10 protein-coding genes are annotated in these 18,745 nt (G+C 71.1%); 5 read left to right on the top strand and 5 right to left on the bottom strand.

Annotated features, from left to right (window positions below; all coding sequences use genetic code 11):
* Positions 1-385: 385 nt before the first annotated feature.
* From WMF20_RS18920 to WMF20_RS18910, 3 genes are all read left to right on the top strand, one after another.
* Positions 386-595, top strand: a complete 210-nt coding sequence (locus WMF20_RS18920; protein WP_020735874.1) for an MbtH family protein — start codon at positions 386-388, stop codon at positions 593-595.
* 161 nt (positions 596-756) lie between these two features.
* Positions 757-1,839, top strand: coding sequence for a hypothetical protein (locus tag WMF20_RS18915; protein WP_437615529.1), 1,083 nt, complete (start codon positions 757-759; stop codon positions 1,837-1,839).
* Between the two features lie 7 nt (positions 1,840-1,846).
* On the top strand, positions 1,847-2,575 hold the full coding sequence (locus tag WMF20_RS18910; protein WP_437615527.1) for a hypothetical protein: 729 nt from the start codon (positions 1,847-1,849) through the stop codon (positions 2,573-2,575).
* A 40-nt stretch (positions 2,576-2,615) separates the two neighbouring features.
* Here the strand turns inward: WMF20_RS18910 and WMF20_RS18905 are convergent, their stop codons facing one another.
* Positions 2,616-3,311 carry a TetR/AcrR family transcriptional regulator gene (locus WMF20_RS18905; RefSeq protein WP_207217903.1) on the bottom strand — a complete coding sequence of 232 codons (696 nt, stop codon included), beginning with the start codon at positions 3,309-3,311 and terminating at the stop codon, positions 2,616-2,618.
* Between the two features lie 101 nt (positions 3,312-3,412).
* Between WMF20_RS18905 and WMF20_RS18900 the strand changes: the two genes are divergently transcribed.
* Positions 3,413-3,880: a DUF1772 domain-containing protein gene (locus WMF20_RS18900; RefSeq protein ID WP_165374070.1), complete on the top strand. Its 468-nt coding sequence runs from the start codon at positions 3,413-3,415 to the stop codon at positions 3,878-3,880.
* A 138-nt stretch (positions 3,881-4,018) separates the two neighbouring features.
* Here WMF20_RS18900 and WMF20_RS18895 read toward each other — a convergent pair whose 3' ends face one another.
* The 4 genes from WMF20_RS18895 to WMF20_RS18880 all read right to left on the bottom strand — a co-directional run bounded on the left by WMF20_RS18895 (position 4,019) and on the right by WMF20_RS18880 (position 12,143).
* A complete protein-coding gene (locus WMF20_RS18895) occupies positions 4,019-5,050 on the bottom strand; it encodes a hypothetical protein (RefSeq protein WP_437615525.1) in 1,032 nt (343 codons plus the stop codon).
* A 748-nt stretch (positions 5,051-5,798) separates the two neighbouring features.
* Entirely contained in the window at positions 5,799-6,818 is a 1,020-nt protein-coding gene (locus tag WMF20_RS18890) for a sialate O-acetylesterase (RefSeq protein WP_437615523.1), read from the bottom strand.
* 496 nt (positions 6,819-7,314) lie between these two features.
* Entirely contained in the window at positions 7,315-8,064 is a 750-nt protein-coding gene (locus WMF20_RS18885; RefSeq protein WP_437615521.1) for a hypothetical protein, read from the bottom strand.
* A 179-nt stretch (positions 8,065-8,243) separates the two neighbouring features.
* Entirely contained in the window at positions 8,244-12,143 is a 3,900-nt protein-coding gene (locus WMF20_RS18880) for a serine/threonine-protein kinase (RefSeq protein WP_437615519.1), read from the bottom strand.
* Positions 12,144-12,650: 507 nt separating this feature from the next.
* Between WMF20_RS18880 and WMF20_RS18875 the strand changes: the two genes are divergently transcribed.
* Positions 12,651-18,611 (top strand): AAA family ATPase, encoded by a 5,961-nt coding sequence (locus tag WMF20_RS18875; RefSeq protein ID WP_437615517.1) that lies wholly within the window; start codon positions 12,651-12,653, stop codon positions 18,609-18,611.
* The last annotated feature ends 134 nt before the right edge of the window (positions 18,612-18,745 follow it).

Raw genomic sequence — 18,745 nt, 5'->3', positions numbered from 1 at the left:
AGTTAGGCTAACTAAATTCAACGACGTAGCTGATGCGACTGATACGGTTGACGCAACTGACGCGACTGACGCGACTGACGCAACTGACGTAACTGACGTGACCGACGCAACTGACGTGACCGACGTAACTGACGTGACCGACGCAAGACACCATGGACGCACTCGACATCATCGACATCGTCGATGCGCTCGATGCAATCCATGCACTTGACGCGTTCGGTGCGAACAGGCGACGACGTCCTCTCGTGAAACACCGAACCGAGTGCCGGTAGCGGGCGCGCCGCAGTGTATGCTAGGCTCGGCCCTCTTGTCGAGGCCGCGCGCTCGGCCGTCGAGCGTGGGCTCGGGTGCCGCGGTATCCGGCTGAACCAAGGAGGAGCGAGCCATGCAGGCAGATGACGACGCGACGATCTACAAGGTGGTGGTGAACCACGAGGAGCAATACTCCATCTGGCCGGCGGACCGAGAGAACCCGCTCGGCTGGACCGAGGCCGGCAAGACGGGCAACAAGGCGGAGTGTCTGGCGTACATCCAGGAGGTCTGGACGGACATGCGTCCGCTCAGCCTCCGGAAGAAGATGGCCGAGAGCCCCTGAATCGCGGCCCGCCCGAACGCCCGTCGCGAGCGGCCGAGCGGCAGGCTCAGCCGTGTCATCGTCGCGCTCGACCGGCCGCGTCCCGCGGGATCGCGCGAGCCCCGGCGGGGTCGTGCGCGCCGGCGCTTGTGCCGGGGCCCCCGCTCCCGTACGCCTCCGTCATGCCGCCCCTCGATCTGCACGTCGCCTTGTTCGGCGCCTCCGGCGCCGGCAAGACGGTCCTCCTGGCAGCCTTCTACCGGGCGCAGACCCAGCCCTCGTTCCAGCAGGACTACGCGTACAAGATCCAGGCGGTCAACAAGGCGCAGGGCAACCAGCTCCTCGGCCGGTTCTATCGCCTCGAAGAGGGCAGATTCCCGGACGGCAGCACGCGCTTCGACGAGTACGAGTTCGACTTCTTCCCGAGAGATCTGCCCGAGCCGGCGGTCCGCATCCACTGGTACGACTACCCCGGACGCTGGTGGGAGGACGAGCCGGTCGACGCGGACGAGCGGGAGGCGATGCGCCAGGGCCTCATCCGGCTCGGGATGAGCCAGGTGGGCATCCTCCTCGCGGACGGCGCGAAGTACCGGGCCGAGGGCACCGGGTACATCCGGTGGCTGTTCGAGCACTTCGCCGACGAGTGCGACCGGTTGCGCCGGGCCAGCGCCGCCACGGGCGACGAGGTGAGCTTCCCGCGGGAGTGGATCCTCGCCCTCAGCAAGGCCGATCTCTTCCCGCCGGACTACAGCGCGCGGGACTTCGAGCGCGAGGTCTGCCGGGACGCCGACGATCAGCTGGCGAAGCTCTGCTCGGTGCTCCACGCCGAGCACGCGTTCGGCCACCGCTTCATGCTGCTCTCGTCGGTCGCCGCCCCGGCCGGCGCGCAGGTCGATCCGGGGACCTCGCTCGGCGTGCGCACCCTCGCCCCCGCGATCCTGGTGAGCACGGTCGAGGGCGCGGTGCGCGAGGCGCAGGCGGCGAGAAAGGAGAAGTCGGCCGGAGAGACGTTCTTCCAGGGGCTGCGCGATCTCGTGCAGTTCGTCGACTCCCTCGACGACTTCCTGCCGAAGCGATACCAGATCGTGAGCAAGATCCTGCGGTTCATCTCGATCAAGGACTTCGCGACCACCCGGCTCGACCGGCTCAAGAAGATGCGCGAGGACGCGATCCGGAAGGGCGACACCTTCACGGCGGTCCTGACCGCGATGGTCGCGGCCCTGCGCGACGACGAGGGCGCCCGCGCCTACCACCAGAACCAGTGAGGTCGTCATGCCCGCGCCAGCGCCCCTCGTCGAGACATCGCGCCTCCTCTGGAGGACGCGCGGCGAGCACTGGGATTACGAGTTCATCTGTGTCCCCGAGATCCCGGCGCTGCCCGCCTGGCTCTCGACGCTCGAGGCGATGCTCGCCGACGCCGACGCCGGCGCCGGGGAGCTCCGCTATGGCCTGCTCGAGATCGACGAGCGCGGGCAGAGGGCGCCGCGCGCCTATCCCTACGTGGCGGTGAGGTTCCTCGATCCGGCGCGGAGGGACTGGACCGGACGGCAGGTCCAGCACTTCGCGGCCTGGTTCCCGCCGGTCCCGCCCGAGGCGGTCGCGGAGTTGCCCGAAGCGGTCCCCGCCGACTGGCACCTTCGCGTGCTCGACGGGCTCGCGGGGACGTACGGCTCCGGCGAGGTGTTCGGGCTCCCCGAGGCGACGATCCGCGCCTGGAAGCGGAGCCACAGCGAGAGCCGGGCCGCCCGCGCGATGGCGATCGTCAAGGCGACGCCGCCGGTGGCGCTGGGCGGCGGCGAGGCGGCGCCGTCGCGGTGGACGCGGGTGCCGACGTTAAAAAAAAAGCCGCCGGAGCCGCCGGCCGCGGCGGGCCTCCTCTCGGTGGGCGCGGTCCCTAGCGGCCAGGGCCGGCGATTCGGCTGCTTCGCGATCGGCGCCGTGATGCTCGCCGCCTTCTGTCGACTGATGCTCGTTTGCGGTGTGCGCCTCCTCGGCGCCTGACGGCTGCGCCGCGCAGGCCAATGCGCTCGCGCGGCCTGCGCTACGCCCGCGCGAGGCTGCCGCCCCCGGGCTCGTCCTCGAGCCAGAGCCCGATCGCGGCCAGGTGCATCCGCTTGAGTTGCTCGACGGCCTCGCGCGACTCCTCCGCCGGCAGGCTCAGCGACAGATCGATCACGGAGGCGGCGGTCTCGAGCAGCACCCGCGAGAGCACCGCCGCCGACGCGTCCGGCCTCGCCGCCCGCCTCGCGAGGTTGTGCGCGACCCGCCGCGCGAGGTTCGCGTTGTCCCTCTGATCGATGGCCCGCAGCTCCGGCACCGCGTGCATCACGCGCCGCACCGCCGTGCCCCCGGGCAAGGCCCGGATACCGCGGACGTAGGCGTCGATGAGGCGGCCCCAGATCGCTCGCCAGTCGGAGCGTGGGTCGGCCAGGTCGTCCACCTCGTCGAACCAGGCCCCCCACTCGGCCACCATGGCCTCGGCGAGCGCCACGATCACCGCCAGCTTGTTCGGAAAATAGCGGTAGACGCTGCGCACGCGCACCCCCGCCCGTTCGGCCAGCAGGTTCGTGTTGAAGCCCTCGACCCCGACCTCGGCCAGGAGCGCCGCCGCCGCCTCCAGCAGGCGCTGGCGCGTCTGCCGGGCCCGCTCCTGCTCGGGCTCGCGGCGCGGAGCGAGATCGATCGCGGCCTTCGCCATGGGCCCCACGGTATCGGCCGACGGCTTGACCGGCAACAAAAGGGAGCTTATGCTCCCCTTTATGATCGTCCGTCGTCGCCCGCCCTTGGGCCATCGTCGCCGGTCGGGGCCCGCCGCGCGCGCCGCGCTCGGGGGCCGCCGTGGCTAGCGCCTTGCTCCCGCTCTCCGAGGTCTTGCAGCTGCTCTCCTCGGGGCTCTTCGGCCTCTTCATCGGCGCGCTCCTGGCCGAGGGGGCGCTGCTCGTGCCCTACTGGCGCTCGCTGCCACCGGCCGAGTTCTTCGCGCTGCACGGCGCCTTCGGGCCGCGGCTCTACCGCTTCTTCGCGCCCTTGACGACGGCGGCTTCGCTGTTCGCGGTCGCCGCCGCGGCGGTCTCGCTCCTGGCGTCGAGCCCGAGCCGCTGGGCATCGCTGCTGTCGGCCGGGCTCGCGGCGTCGCTGGTGGCGGTCTACTTCCTGTACTTCCGGCGGGCCAACGCGGGCTTCGCCGCGGCGAGCCCCGGGCCTTCCGGGCTCGCGGCCGAGCTCTCGCGCTGGGCCCGCTGGCACTGGGTGCGGGTGGGCCTGGGGCTCTTCGGCTTCGCGTTCTCTCTGCTCGCGCTGCGCTGAGCGCGGGGCCTCGCGGGGAGAGACGGGCAAGGCTGGTGATATCGAGCTGCGGGAGCTGCTCGCAGACCTCGCCGACGCGCGACGGCGATCCTGCGCCGCTCGGGGCATCGATTGAGCTCTCCGAGCGGCGGTCCGTCGTCATTCGCCGCAGAGCTCCCACCGGGCGGAGCAGCTCTGGCCGGTGACCGCATAGGGGTTCGTCGGGCAGGTCCACCACTCGCCCTGGAAAGGACGCGGGTTGCAGTGCGGGAGGCACTCCACCCACCCTGACGAGCACGAGTTCCCTACCGAGACGGTCGGCTGAGCCGCGCAGAACCAGCGTTTTCCTCCGAACCAGCCGGGATTGCACACATCGGGCGCCCCGCCGACGGGCGGATACACCGTGGCGACCGCCTGGATGTCCACGGCGTCGAGGCTCTCGCTCCCGAAGCGCACGCCGTCCTGATCCGAACACCCACTCCAGTAGGTCATGATGGAGTCGTAGTCGTAGAAACCAGGGTTCACGACGATGTACCGCCGGCTCGAGGGCCACCCGCTGGCGACGTCGCTCGCGGGGAGCGGCTCTCGTTGGCTGCAGGCGCTCGGGACCAACGGGTGATGCCACTCATGCATGAAGCCGATCGCATGTCCCATCTCGTGGATCGCGTACTGCTCCACGCAGTCGAAGCTGTATTCGACGCGGGCTGTCTGCCAGTTGTACTTGATGCAACGGTTGAAGTCGGCGCCCCAGGGCTTGAACTGGACCGAGCCGCCCTTGTTGTAAACGCCGATCGAGTCCGATTGGTTGGGGGCGTCGGGGTGGATCCTGACGCCGACATAGGTCATGCGAGTGGCCGGCAGGAGCGAATCGCAGCTCTCCCAGCCGGTGAAGCGAACCGAGCTCCAGCGCTCCCAGCTGCCCTGGAGCGCGGTGCGCACGCGCGTGATGACGTCCGCGAGCGAGGGGTTGGGCGCATGGATCAGCCCGCCCGCGGCGCCGTCGGCCCGCTGCTCCGCCGAGCTCGTGGGGTCGATGCAGACCGGGATCCGGACATGGCCGTCAGCGTCCTCAGGCCAGCGACTCGCGCTGTCGAAGACGCTCGCCTCGGCGGACCGCGGCGCGGCGGAGACGGTCAGCGCGGCGCCCAGCGCTGCGAGGAGCAGCGGACCGAGCGAAGAGCGAAACCGCACATGTCGTTCAGGGCCCCGCGTCGCGCGGTGCACCGAGACAATCTCGAGCGGGCTCATGGACGCAAACGCGTTGCGATGGCCTTGCAGCATGTTCTTCTCCAATCGACGAGGGTTGTTCTGCTGAACGCGGCTCCAGCGTGGAGCTCGACGCGGTTCACCGGCTTCACGCCGGGGCCGTGGACGAGACCCGAGCACGGGGGAGGTCGCAGCCGCACCGGCTCGCGGCGCCTCCACCCTGCACCTACGACGAGCCTGCCGCTCGGTTTCGCGGAAAATGCCACCCCGCTGCCCAGCGGGCGAAGCGCGGACGAGGCGCTCGTCCCCACGGTAGCGCCGGTGCCGCTGCATCCACCGCGCTCCTCCATGGGTCGCTGCCCGCGGGTCGTCGAGGAGACGGACCCGGGGCGCGGATCCCTGGCTCGGCGTCGCATAGCTCGTAGGGGCGGCCTTGAGCCGGCGGTACGAGCGGCGCAGTTCAGCAGCCGACCACGTGGACGCGGCGCGCTCCGAGCTGCGCCGAGGAACCCTTCAAATATTCAGATGGAATTCACAGGGCGGCTGAGAGACGGGGAGTAAGATCTCAGAGATCCCCCTGCCTACCCGCATCCCTGTTCAATTTTCCGCCCACAACGCGAACGGATGAGGAAATATCATCCCGCGATCCCGACGGCCGACAGCATCAAAGGCCGCTCGAATCCAGGGGATTCGAGCGGCCTCGTCGCGCGGACCCCCGCCGCGAGCCGCTTTGTCACCACTTCAGAGCTTCGATCATCTTCTCACCATAACGCGTGCCCATGATAACAACGGACGCATGATCGAAGTGGTACTGATCCATGACGTTGGTCCCCTGCTGGCTGACCCAGTACCCCATAGGCAGCATGTCGGCCGCTTGGTGCACGAGGTTGTTATGACCGCCGCAGCACCCGCCCGCGGGGAGCTCTCCGAGAATGAAGGGAACGTCGTAGTCGACCCCCCAGGCTGCTTTCACCTCGTTATAGAGCTGAACGACCTTGCCGGGCCACGAGCTCTGGCCGTTGTCGGTCTCACCCTGGTGGAAGATGATGCCCGCGAAGCGCGCGTTCTCGGCCGTCTTCGCTTTGGCGATCTTGTTCAAGATCATCTGGTGATGCGAGCCACCAGTGATGAACGTGTTGATCGACTCGCCGCTCTCAGCGGTAGCGACCAACCCGATCGTATCCCCCTCAGGCAGCTTTCCGAGCAGGGTCTTGCCGAACCAGATGCCCGGGTCGACGGAGGTCGACAGGTTCCATCCCTTTTCACCAGGGCAATCGCTGAGCGGCGGATTGGCCAAGTTCCACTGTCCGGCCGGCTGATTGCATCCACCGAGGACCTTGAGCCGCGCGTCAGAATTTTTGTCGCTGTCCTGTTTGTCTGCGACACCAGCCATATTCGACTGGCCCATGAGCATGAAGATGTGAAACGTCGGACTCGAGCTCGGTGCGCCACCGGTGCCTGCCCCGCTGCTAACCGATCCGGTCCCTCCCGTGGCGTCACCTCCAGTTCCAGCGTTCGTGCTGCCCGTCGCGTCGCCCCCGGTCCCCGCGCTCGTGCTGCCCGTCGCGTCGCCCCCGGTCCCCGCGCTCGTGCTGCCTGCCGTGGCGCCGCCGGTCCCTGAGCCGGCCCCTCCGGTGTTGTCGTTCTCACCGGTCGCGCCGGACTCGCCACAACCGGACGCAGCGATGATGAAGAGGAATGGGAGGAGCAGGAACCTGGGTGTGCCTCGGATCGTGCGGTTCATCTCGGTCATGGTCGTTACCTCGTCGCGCCGGGGCGCGATCTGAAGAGCATGGCGGAAGTGGTAGGCCGGCGTCGCGATGCCGGCGCGGCGAACCTCGCCCGCAAAGAGCTCAGCGCCGGGGCCTACCTTATCGCATCTTGGGCGCTTGGCGTCCAGGATTCGGCCTTAGGACAGCACAAGGAGAAGACCTTTGACGCTGGATTTTTTCATCATCGGCGGCGTTCGTTCTCCGCTGCGCCTCAAGCGCCGACCGATCGTTTCGAAGCGAAGCGGTTTCACGATCTGGGATCGCGGAAATTTGAAACGGACGCGTCGCGCGGGCAACGCAGGGGACCCATCATGAGGCAACCGCGCTGCGTCGCGAAATTGGCTAGCCTCTCGGAGTCCCTAGTTCCGTGCGTCAGGCGAGTCACCCACCCTGTCGAGCTCGGCGCGGCGCTCTACGTGCTTGAGCAGCCGGACGCCGTGCTCTGCGCTCCGCGAGCGCACCAGGCTCCCCATGGATTCAGGGCAAGGCGGTCGTGATCACGTCCTTCGTGGTCGCCGTGCTCTGGCCGGGGCGGTCGACGCAGGACGGGTAGTACTGGCCGGCCCCGTTGAGCTTCTGGCAGACCCGGTCGCACGGCCCGGCGATGCGGATCAGCCCGCACTCCACGATCTGACCCCCGGAGGTCACGTGGCCCGCGGCGCAGTCGCGCTGGTGGGCGCGCGAGTTGTCGACCGTCGCGCTGTTGTAGCAAGCGTTGATGTAGGGCTGCGCGGCGAACAGGTTGCCCCAGAAGGCCCCCTCGACATGCGGATAATCGATGAGCTCCTGGCTGGAGGAGAGCGTCTTCAGCGGATCCCGCAGCGAGCGGGCGGAGAGGAGCACCGGTACCTGATAGTAGTTCACGCGCGCCGCCACGCAGCTGGAGACGATGCGCTGCCCGGCCTGGTCGAGCGGCCCGGTCGCCCACGCGGGGGCGGCGCCGAGCAGCCCGGGGTAGCGCTCGTCGTGCCTGGTGCCGGTGGAGTCCGTCCACGAGAAATCGAAGGAGGCCTTGCTGCTCAGGGCGCAGCTCGCCGCGTAACGCAAGAAATCGCGCGCCAGCGCGCCGCTCGGCCCGGGATCCTGGATCGCGGCGAGGTTCCGCGCGCTGAGGCCGTTGAGGTTCAGGGCGTTCAGATTCAGGGCGTTCAGGTTCAAGGCGTTGAGGTTCAGGGCGTTCGTGCTGAGCGCGTTGCCGCCCACGAGGGCCCCCTGGGATTCCCCCACAGGCTCGTCCCACGCACCTGTGTCCCCCACCTCGGCGGCGCAGCCCGATAGCACCCCTGCCCAACCAAGCACGATGAATGTCCGCTCGAGAGACATGGATTCCCCCGTGTTCCTGGCGTATGACCCGACGGCGCCCTGCGCGCATCGCGCGCGGGCTCCCATCGATTCGCTGGATGGGTTCAATATTCTACTTTTTCCCGCGCTGTCGCGCCGGTGAAAGTCGCTTCAGCGGCGGCGATGTCGATGTCGGGAGCGTCCGACTCCGTCGCTCTCGTCAGCTCCGCGTGCCAGCGATGGAGTCGCTCGCCCATGACGGTCGGAATGGTGGCGGCGGCCGCGAGGGCGCGCTCGAGCTGCGCCCGGGCGTCGGCGCGCCGGCCGCGGCGCAGGGCGGCGAGCGCCCGCGCCTCGAGCACCTCGATCCGCTCCTGCCCGACCGAGCAGCGCGCGGAGCGCTCCTCCAGCGCGGCCCACGCGGCGCGGTCGTCGTCGCGGGTCGCGAGCTCGATCATCGCGCAGAGCACGTCCTCCGAGGGCTTCAGCGCCTCGCAGCCGGCGTCGTCTCGCGCCGCGCGGAGCCGCAGCGCGATCCGGCGAGCGCCCGCCTCGTCGCCCTGGTAAAGGCGCAGGCGCGCGATCAGGAGCGCCACGACGACCGGCGCGTGGCGATCGCCGCAGCGCGGCGCTATCGCCTGGACGGCGCGCGCATGGGGCCTCGCGGCCGCGAGATCGTCCATCAGGTACAGGTACTCGGCGAGGTTGTAGCGGCCGACGAGCTCGAACGCGGGCTGGCCGAGGTCGCGCCCGAGCGCGATGGTGCGCTCGAAATCGGCGATCATCCCGGCGCGATCGCCCTGGAGGGCCCGCGCGAGCCCGCGGTTGTTGAGCGCGGCGCCGAGGTGCATGAGATCGCTGCGCTCCTCGCAGCTCAGGATCACCGCGTCGAGGTCCCGCGCCGCCTCCTCGACGCGGCCGAGGCTGGCCAGGATGAAGCCGAGCAGCAGCCGGGCGATGATGTGCGTCTCGTGGCCCTCGTCCCCGAGCCGCGCCGCCTGCGCCGCGGCGCGCGTCAGCACCGCGGCGGCCTCGTCCTCGCGATCGGAGCGGTGGAGCGAGCGGCCCACGCCGAGGAGCAGGCGGGCGCCGAGCAGGGGCGAGGCCACCCGGCCGGCGAGGCGCTCGGCGGCCGCGACCCGCTCGCTCGCGGCCCGGTACTCGCCCGTCCAGTCGAGGATCATGGCCTCGTCGAGGAGGAGCTCGATCTCGGCCCCCGCCTCGCGCGCCGCCGCCGCCGCCTCGCGCGCCGCGGCGAGGTCGGCGAGGGCCTCGGTGTGGCGCCCGAGCCGGAAGCGAGCGAGGCCCCGCGCGCGGCGCTCCTCGGGGAGCAGCGCGCCGAGCAGCGCCTCGACGCGCCCGTAGCAGCCCTCGGCGTCGAGGTAGGCCCGGCGCGCGGCCGCGAGCTCGGCGCCGCGGGCGAGGAGCGACGCCGCGCGGGCGGTCAGACCGCCGCGCTCGCAGTGCGCCGCGAGCACCAGCGGATCGGCCTCGCCCGCGGCCTCGAGCCAGTCGGCGGCGAGGCGGTGGCCGAGCGCTCGGTCGTCCTCGGTGAGCTGCGCGTAAGCGCCCTCGCGCAGGAGCGCCTGGCGGAAGGAGTACTCCTCCTCGCCGGGGAAGCGGCCCTCGCGGTGGCGGACGCAGAGCTCCCCGGCGACGAGCGCGGAGAGGTGCTCCGCGAGCGGAGCGGCCTCGTCGCCCCCGAGCAGGTGCGCGACGGCGCCTCGCCAGAACACCTCGCCGAGCACGCTGGCGGCCCGCAGGATCCGGCGCGCGGGGGGCGCGAGCGCCTCCAGCCGGACCTGCACCATCGCCACCACCGTCTCGGGCAGCGCGTCGCCGCGGCCCTCCGCCGTCGCGCGGATCAGCTCCTCGAGGAAGAACGGCTGGCCCTCGGACTGGGTGACCAGACGATCGATGAGGGCCCCGTCCGCGGCGTCGCCCAGCGCCTCCCGCGCGAGCTGCGCGCACGCCCTCGGCGGGAGCTGCCTGAGCCAGAGCTCCTGCCGCCCGCGCTCGGCCCAGAGCTCGGGGTACGCTTGCTTGATCTCGGGGCGCGCCGTGGCGAGCACGACGAGCGGCTGGTCCGCGAGCTCGCGCAGCGCCGCGTCGATGGCCGCGACGGAGGCGCGATCGGCCCAGTGCACGTCCTCCAGCGCGAGCACCACCGGCTGGGCCGCGCACTCGGCGCGCAGGAAATCGCGGAGCGCGCGCTGCATCTGCTCGCCGAGCAGCTCGGGATCCTGCCGGGCGGCGCGGAGCGGGAGGCTGTCCGCGTCGGGGAACGGCACGCCGGCGAGCTCGCCGAGGAACTCCTCGATCCGGCGCCGATCCGCCGCGGGCACGCGGCGGGCGACGCGGGCCCGGAGGAGCGCGCGCCGCTCCTCGATGGGCTCGCCGCCCTTGATCCCCGCCGCGCCGCGGATCGCCTCCGCGAGCAGGCCGCCGACGGACCGCGCGCGGAGCGGATCCCCGAACCCCGCCCAGATCTCCGCGGGCGCGCCGGCGCGCCGGAGGGCGGCGAGGTGCTCCTGGAGGAGGCGGGACTTGCCCATGCCCGCGGCGCCGATGACGAGCACCGCCCGGGCGGCGGGCTCGCCGGCGCAGGCGGCGATGGTCTGCTCGAGCAGGCGGAGCTCGTGATCGCGGCCGACGCAGGGCGTGGGCCTGCCGAGGAGCGGGCGCCACGGCTCGGCGGCGCTGCGCTCGCCGCGGAGCTCGAGGGCGCCGGACGCGATGGTCGCGGCCTCGAAGCGGGCCTCGAGCAGCCCGGCGGTGGTCCTGTCGAGGAGGATCTGCGGCGCGCCCGCGCCGCCCGCGCTCCGGAGCAGCCCCGCGGCGCGCTGGATGGCGTCGCCGACGGGCAGGCCGCGCCCGAGCTCGCCCCAGCCGACGGTGATCGCGATCGGGCGATCGGGGACGCGCTCCCGCAGGGCCAGGGCGCAGCGCGCGAGCTGCGCGGCGACGTCGGTGGGCACGTGCGGCCGGCCGACGATGAGCACCGCGGTGCCGTCGGCGAGCAGCTCCAGGCGCCCCTCGAAGCGGGCGGCGACCTCCCGGAGCGCGCCGGCGTCCGCGCCCGCCTCGCAGGCCGAGAGGGTGGCGTCCAGCGCGGAGGCCTTCGCGCGGCCCACCACCGCGACGCCGTGGAAGCGGCGCTCGCTGGTGGTGAGCGCGGAGCTCGGCGGCGCCGGGAGCGACCCGCCGTGGACCTCCTCTGCCGCGAGCGCGGCGTGGGCCGCGGCCCCGTCGCGCGGCCGCCGCGCCGGGTCCTTCTCGAGCATGTGCGCGAGCAGCGCATCGAGCCACGGGGGCGCGCCGGGGCAGCGCTCCGACAGGCGCGGGGGCTCGTCGAAGATGATCCTGGCGAGGAGGGCGATCAGGTGATCTGCCTGGAACGGCGGGGTGCCGGTGAGGCACTCGAAGAGCACGCAGCCGAGCGAGAAGATGTCGGCGGGCGCGCCGATCTCATCGCCGCTGCGCGCCTGTTCCGGGGCCATGTATTCGGGCGTGCCGACCAGCACGCCGGCGCCGGTGATCGGGTCCATGCCGGGGAAGCGGGCGATCCCGAAATCGAGGAGCTTGGGCTCCTCGATCCGGCCGCCGACGAGGAAGATGTTGGCCGGCTTGAGATCGCGGTGGACGACCCCCCGCGCGTGGGCGGCGCCCAGGGCCGCGGCGACGCGCGCCCCGAGCGCCACCGTCTCGGCGACCGTGAGCCGCCGCCGCGCGAGGAGGCGGGAGAGGTCCTCTCCCTCCAGCCACTCCATGACCAGGAACGGCGTGCTCTCGCGCGCGGCGTCGTAGGCGATGTACCGGACGATCCCCGGGTGTGCGAGGCGGGCGAGGAGCTCCGCCTCCCGCGCGAAGCGCGCGACGTGATGCGGCGACGGATCGTGCAGCACCTTCGCGGCGACCCGCGCTCCGGAGGTGACGTCACAGGCGCGGTAGACCGCCCCCATGCCCCCGATCTCCGCGAGCGCCTCGACGCGGAAGCGCCCCCCCAAGAGCTCCCCCGAGCGCACCCATCGAGGATAGACGGAGAACGCGGTTCGTCCAGTGATGGTGTGAATTTTGGCCGCGGATCCTGCGCGCGCGGCGCCCGGGACGCATCGATGGTTGGACCCGACTCCGACCCAGGTGGGAGCGATGCCGGCCGCTCTGAGCGAGCTCCCGCACGCCGCGCCGCCCGCGCGGCATCCTTCGAGTCATGGCTAAGTTGTTGATACATATTCGTTTCTCAGGGGCGGGCCAAGATCACAGCGAAGCATGTCCGCCAGCCGGGCGGAATCCGCAGTTGAGGCTTGACGTTTCCGAGGGGTTTCGATTTTCTGTTCCTACGGGAGGCGCCGGGGTCGGCACGTGCGTGCCAGGAGGAGAGCGGGGGCGGCGTAGGGATGCAAGGCGCGAGCGGCTCCTCGCCGGGAGGTCGCGGAGCGCTGTGCACCCCTCGCGCCTCCGGGATGAGCGCCGCTCTCGACCCCACGACAGCTCCAGCGCCGGCCGATGAAAGCGAACGGGAACCCGATTCAATGAACCGACACAGTCGAGCGCACCTCGGTGAGGACGCTTATCAGGTCACGGAGACCGTGGCCGTGCTGCCGCGGAGCATCTGGCGGCGCGCGCGCCACGCGACCTCCGGCGCGAGCGTGCTGCTGCATTCGCTCCGACGCGCGGTCGCGCAGCCGCGCCGGGTCCTGGAGCTCGAGCTGCAGAAATGGCGTCGAATCGGCACGCTGGCGATCGATGGCGAGGTGTGCGAGGTCGACGGCGAGCTCTCGCTGATCATGGAGGACTTCGGGGGCGCGCCGCTCGCGATCCCCGCGGGCGGTCTGGACGTCGGAACGTGCCTGGAGCTCGCGCTCGGCATGGCTCGCTCGCTGCATGGATTGCACGAGCAGGGGTTGCTTCACGAGGACGTGAGCCACGGCAGCTTCCTGGTCAATCTCGCGACCCGGCGTGTCGAGCTCGCCGATCTCCTGGCGGTCTCCGAGGGCGCGGCGGGCGGCGCCGTCTTCGAATCCGCGATCTCGCTCGCCCACGTCGCGCCAGAGCGAACGGGGCGTCTCAACCGTCGCCCCGATCACCGAGCAGACTATTATTCTCTGGGCGTCACGCTCTTCCAGATGCTGACGGGCCAGCTGCCGTTCGCGGCGAGCGACGCCATCGGCTGGGCTCACGCGCACGCGTCCAAGCGCGCGCCGCTCGTCACGGAGCTGTCGCCCCACGTGCCGCCGGTCCTCGCGCAACTCGTGGCCAAGCTGCTCGCGAAGGATCCTGACGAGCGCTACCAGAGCGACCACGGGCTGCTGAGCGACCTCACCACGCTGTGCGAGAGCTTCCGACGGACGCAGGCCCTCCCTGCCCTGGTCCTGGGGGCGAGCGACGTCTCCAGTGAATTCGTGGTCAGTCGAGACGTGCAGGGGCGCGACGCCGAGCTGTCGGAGCTGGGAGGCGCCCTCGACGGCGCGCGCGCCGGAAAGCGGCTGCTCGTGCTCATGCCAGGGGCCGCGGGGGCCGGAAAGTCCGCCGTGCTCGCGGAGCTCCTGAGGCGGCACGGCGGCGCGCCGGCGCGCCTCCTGTCGACGTCGTTCGAAGAGCGGGTCGAGGCGGTGCCGCTGTCCGGTCTGGCGCACGTGCTACGAGGCCTGGCAGGGGACCTGCTGGCGCTCTCCGAAGCCGAGCTGACCGAGCTGCGGCAGCGCGTGACCGCGGCCCTGGGGCACAACGCAGGTCTCATGGCCGAGCTCGTGCCGGCGCTCTCCTGCGTCACCGGCGCCTCCACGCCCGTCGTGGCGTTGAATCCCCTCGAGGCGCAGCGCCGGCTCAAGCACGTCTTCCTCTCCTTCATCCGTATCTTCGCCACGCCGGAGCGCCCCCTCGTCTTCGTGCTCGACGACGCTCAGTGGCTCGACGGCGCCTCCGCCGAGATGCTGTCTGCCATCCTGACGAACCCCGATTCGAGCCACGTGATGGTGCTGGCCGCGTTCCGCGGCGGTGACGTCGGCGACGTACCGACGCTCCTGAGCCTGCAGAACGCGTTGCACAGGACGAACGAGGTCGTGCTGACGTTGCCGCTCGGGCCGCTGTCCTCCGACGCGGTGGCGGAGATCGTGGCTCGCTCGATGCGCGCGCCCGTCGCCGAGGTCCGTGGGCTCGCGGAGATCGTGAAGCGCAAGACCGACGGCAACCCGTTCTTCATCGGCCAGCTGCTCGTCTCCTTGCACCGACAGGGCGCCCTGCGCCTGGAGGTCGAGCGCGGCCGGTGGTCCGCCGACGCGCGGCGCGCGGAGGCGCACCCCGCCTGCGACAACGTCGGCGCGTTGATGGCGGAGCGCCTCGAGAACCTCGGTCCCGACGCGGCGAGGCTCTTGTCCGCCGCGGCGTGCTTCGGCATGCGCTTCGATCTGCAAACCCTGTCCGAGGCCGTGGACAAGCCGGTCGCGGCCTGCCTCGAGCTCGTTCGGGAGGCGCTGGCCCATCGCCTCGTGTCCGAGATCTCGGCCGAAGCTCGAGCGGAGCGGCCGGAGCCTGTCCGGGGCCACGAGCCCGCTGCGTACGCCTTCGAGCACTCGCGCGTGCGGCAGGCGGCGCTCTCGCGCGCCAGCGCCGCGGAGCGCGCGGCGCTCCATGCGTCCATCGGGCGGATCCTGCGCGAGCGCCTGCGGGGCGACGGCGCGCCGAGTCGAATCTTCGAGGTGCTCCGTCACTTGAACGTCGCTCGCGGCGCGATCCGTGACCGAGGAGAGCGCCTCGACCTCGTGGAGCTCAACTTGACCGCGAGCAACCAGGCGCTCCAGAGCGGCGCGTGGAGCATCGCGGGGACCCACGCCGAGATCGCCGTCGAGCTCTTGGCCAGCTGCGAGGGCGAACGTCCACCGGATCTCGCCTTCCGAGCGACCTTCGCGCGCGCCGAGACGGCCTTCGTCCTGGCGGATCCGCACGTCGACGCGCTCTGCGACGAGGCGCTCAGGCTCGCCCCCGACCGGCTGGCGCGCGGCCGTGTTCATGTCTTGAAGACCCGGATCCTCGAGCACGGCGGGCGCATGCAGGACGCCGTGGTCCAGGTGCGCGCGGCGCTGGCCGAGTTCGGCGTGCGCTTGCCGGAGGCGCCCGACGAGATCAACCAGGGCATCGGGGAGGGTATCGGCAAGCTGCAAGCGCACCTTGCGCGCGTGACGATCGAGGGCCTGCCGGCCCTCCCGAAGGCGGAGGACGCCGAGTCGCGCTTGGTCCTCGAGCTGCTGGCGCAGGTGATCCCTCCGGCGTTTCAGACGTATCCGCCGCTGTTCTTCCTGGCGGAGCTCATCATGTTCGACCTGGCGCTGAGCCGCGGCGTCGATGCGGTCTCGTGCAAGAACTTCGCCGACTGCGGCATCATCCTCCTCGCGGTGCTGGGCGACTACGACGCCGCCTATCGCATGGGCCTGGCCGCCTTCGAGCTCTTGAAGCGCTTCTCGCCGACCCCGGTCGAATCGGGCGTGTGCTTCGTGTTCGCAGGCTTTCTCGCGCACTGGAAGGAGACGTACCGAGATCTCTTCGCGATCTACGACCGCGGGGAGAAGAGCGGGCTCATGCTCGGCGACCTGCAGCACGTCGCCTACGCCAAGAACGATCGCGCCCAGCGCTCGTTCCTGGTCGGCGCGCGGCTGCGGGCCTGCCGCGAGCAGGCGGCGGAGCTGCGGCGGTATTTGACGCACATCTCCGCGGCGGGCCAGCTGGTCAATGCGCTGGTCGTCGAGCGGGCCGTCGCTCGGCTTTCGGCGCGTGAGTCGGAGCGGGAGGCCGTCGCCGCGGCCGACCGCGAGGCGACCGCCGTGATGGCCGCCGAGAAGAGCACCCAGTACTGCTACGCCTACGGGCAAGCCCAGATGATGACGAGCTTCATCCTGGGCGACTTCGCATCGGCGCGGCAGTGGATGGAGTTCACCCGGGAGTTCTTGATGATCGCGGCGGGGCAGTTCTCGCTCCCCGATTACAAGCTCTTCGAAGGGCTGCTGGCGGCGCGGGCGTGCCGCGAAGGAGGCCCGGAGACGCGGGAGGCTCTGCTCGCCGTCGTCGAGGAGAACCTGAAGCAGCTCGAGGCCTGGTCCCGCCTGTGCTCGGAGAACTTCGCCCACAAATACCACTTCCTGGCCGCCGAGCACGCGCGCCTGACGGGGCAGCCGCTGCAGGTCGTGCTCGCCCGCCACCGCGACGCGATCAGGACGGCCGGAGACGGGTTCATCCACCTGCGGGCGCTCGTCCACGAGCACCAGGCCGAGATGTGGCTGTCGCTGGACGAGCCCCTCCACGCGAGGACATGCCTGGAGACGGCTTACAGGCTCTACAATGACTGGGGCGCAACGGCGAAGCTCGAATTGCTCGCGCGCGAGCACCCCGCGCTCCTCGCGGATGCCGCCAGAGGAGAGATCGCGACGCCGCGCGGCGCGGCGGCGGCCGGCCTGGGGTTCGACGGTGCGTCCCTGCTCAAGGCGACGCAGAGCATCTTCGTCGAGGTCGAGCCCGAGCGGCTGTTCGCCGCGCTGATGGCCACGCTGATCGAGAACGCCGGGGCAGAGCACGGCTGCCTCGTCTTGCGAGACGACGCCGATCGCACGTACTACGTGGAGGCGCGCGCCCACGTGGAGCGCCCGATCACGAGCGTCGCGCGGCGCGTGGCGTACTCGGAAGCCGAGTTCCTGTGCCCGAGCGTCGTCAGCTACGTGCTGCACACGGGAGAGGCCGTCACGCTGGACGACGCGTCGAAGGCCGGCGCCTTCCTGGCGGACCCGCAGATTCGCAAGCGGGGGGTACGCTCGGTGCTGTGTGCTCCCATCATGCGCAAGGGAGACGTCCTGGGCGCGCTGTACGTGGAGAACAACGTCAGCCCGTATGTCTTCACGCGCGAGCGCCTGGCTGCGTTGCAGGTGATCGCCAGCCAGGCGGCGATCTCGATCTACAACGCGCAGCTCTACGAAGACCTGGAGCGACGCGTGGCCCAGCGCACCGAGGAGCTCGCGCTCAAGAACCGCCAGATCGCGTCGATGCTCGACAACCTGGACGACGGGGTCTTCACCATCGATCGAAGCCGGCGCGTCGAGCCGGGATACTCTCGACGATTGGCGGAGATCCTGGGCGACACCGAGCTGGTCGGCCGAGACTGCCTCGAGCTGTTGCTCGACGGGTCCAACGTGCGGCCGGACGCGCGGAGCGCGGCAGAGGCGGCGCTGTGCTGCGCCTTCGATCAAGAACAGTGGCTGGCGGCGCTGAACGCCGACCACCTGATCCGTGACGTGGAGCGGACGGGCCCCGGCGGCAAGCCCCAGTTCCTCGAGATCTCCTGGAGCTTCATCGCGTCGGAGGCAGATCACGTGGAGCGCATGCTGGTCACGGTTCGCGACGTGACGTTGCTGCGCAGCCTGAAGCAAACGGCGCGCACCAAGGAACGCGAGGTCGACATCATCGTGCAGGCGCTCGATCGCGGGGTCGACGCCACACGAGCGTTCTGCGCCGACTGTCGCGAGCTGCTGGCCGCCAATCGCGCGGCGCTCGGGCCGGACGCCGCGCTGTCCGATCGGCTCCGTGACGCCGCCCTTCGCGACCTCCACACGCTGAAGGGCAACGCTCGCCTGCACGGCTTCACGCACCTGGTGGACCGCCTGCACGCTGCGGAGAGCGCCTACCAGGCGCTGCGCCGAGAGCCAGGGCAGCCTATCGAGAGTCACGAGCTGCTGGAGCGCCTGGACGCCGTCGAGCGGGCGGTCGACGAATACGAGTCGGTTTGCCAGCACAAGCTGACGGCCGCGCTCAAGAGGCCGGAGGAGCGGAGCGAGAGTGTCCTTCACGACATCCGGGCCCTGGTCGCGACGGCAGACTCCACCGGCGCGGCCCAGGAGCTGGCGCGCAAGCTGCGTCAAGCCCTCGCGCGTCTCGACGCGACGTCGGTGGCGCGCGTCGTCGACGAGACGCGCGAGATGTTGCCGAGCTTGGCCGCCGAGCTCGGCAGGCCCCCGCCCGCGGTGCTGACGGAGCAAGCCGAGGCGCAGCTGGCCAGCGACTGGACGGGGCTCGTGAAGGACATCCTGGTTCAGTGCTTTCGCAACTCCCTCTATCACGGCATCGAGCTGCCCGACGCGCGAGAGCTCGCCGGCAAACCGGCGCAGGGCCGCATCCATGTTCGCGCGCGGAGCGGACCGGGCGCGCTCGAGCTGCAGATCTTCGACGATGGCCGCGGGCTCCCGCTCGAGAAGCTGCGTTGGCGCGAGGCCAGTCATCCTCTGCCGGATGAGGCCCTGGCCGACCAGATCTTCCGGTCCGGCGTCTCGACCGCAGAGACGATCGATCGAGTCGCCGGTCGAGGCGTCGGGCTCGACATCGTGCGCGAGCGCCTCCGGGCTCGCGGCGGTGACGCGCTGGTGCGCTTCACCGGGGAGGAGCGCGATGGCCATCGGCCGTTCATGCTGGTCCTCCGCCTGCCGAAGAGCGCGGTCGCCTCCCGCTCCGGCGGGTAGCGCTCACGTTGGAGCGACGGGTCGCGCCCGGGCTCGCGGCGGCGGGCCCCACCGGTGGCGCATCGCGGTGCCTCGGCGAGAGGTTCTGGCTCGACGCGCCGCCGCCCTTTACACTCCGCCGCGCTCGTCGCGCC

The sequence above is a fragment of the Sorangium sp. So ce834 genome (genome assembly GCF_051521425.1).
Classification (GTDB): domain Bacteria; phylum Myxococcota_A; class Polyangia; order Polyangiales; family Polyangiaceae; genus Sorangium; species Sorangium cellulosum_D.
The sequence above is the reverse complement of the archived record's forward strand: the minus strand, read 5'-3'. Positions and strand labels throughout refer to the sequence as shown.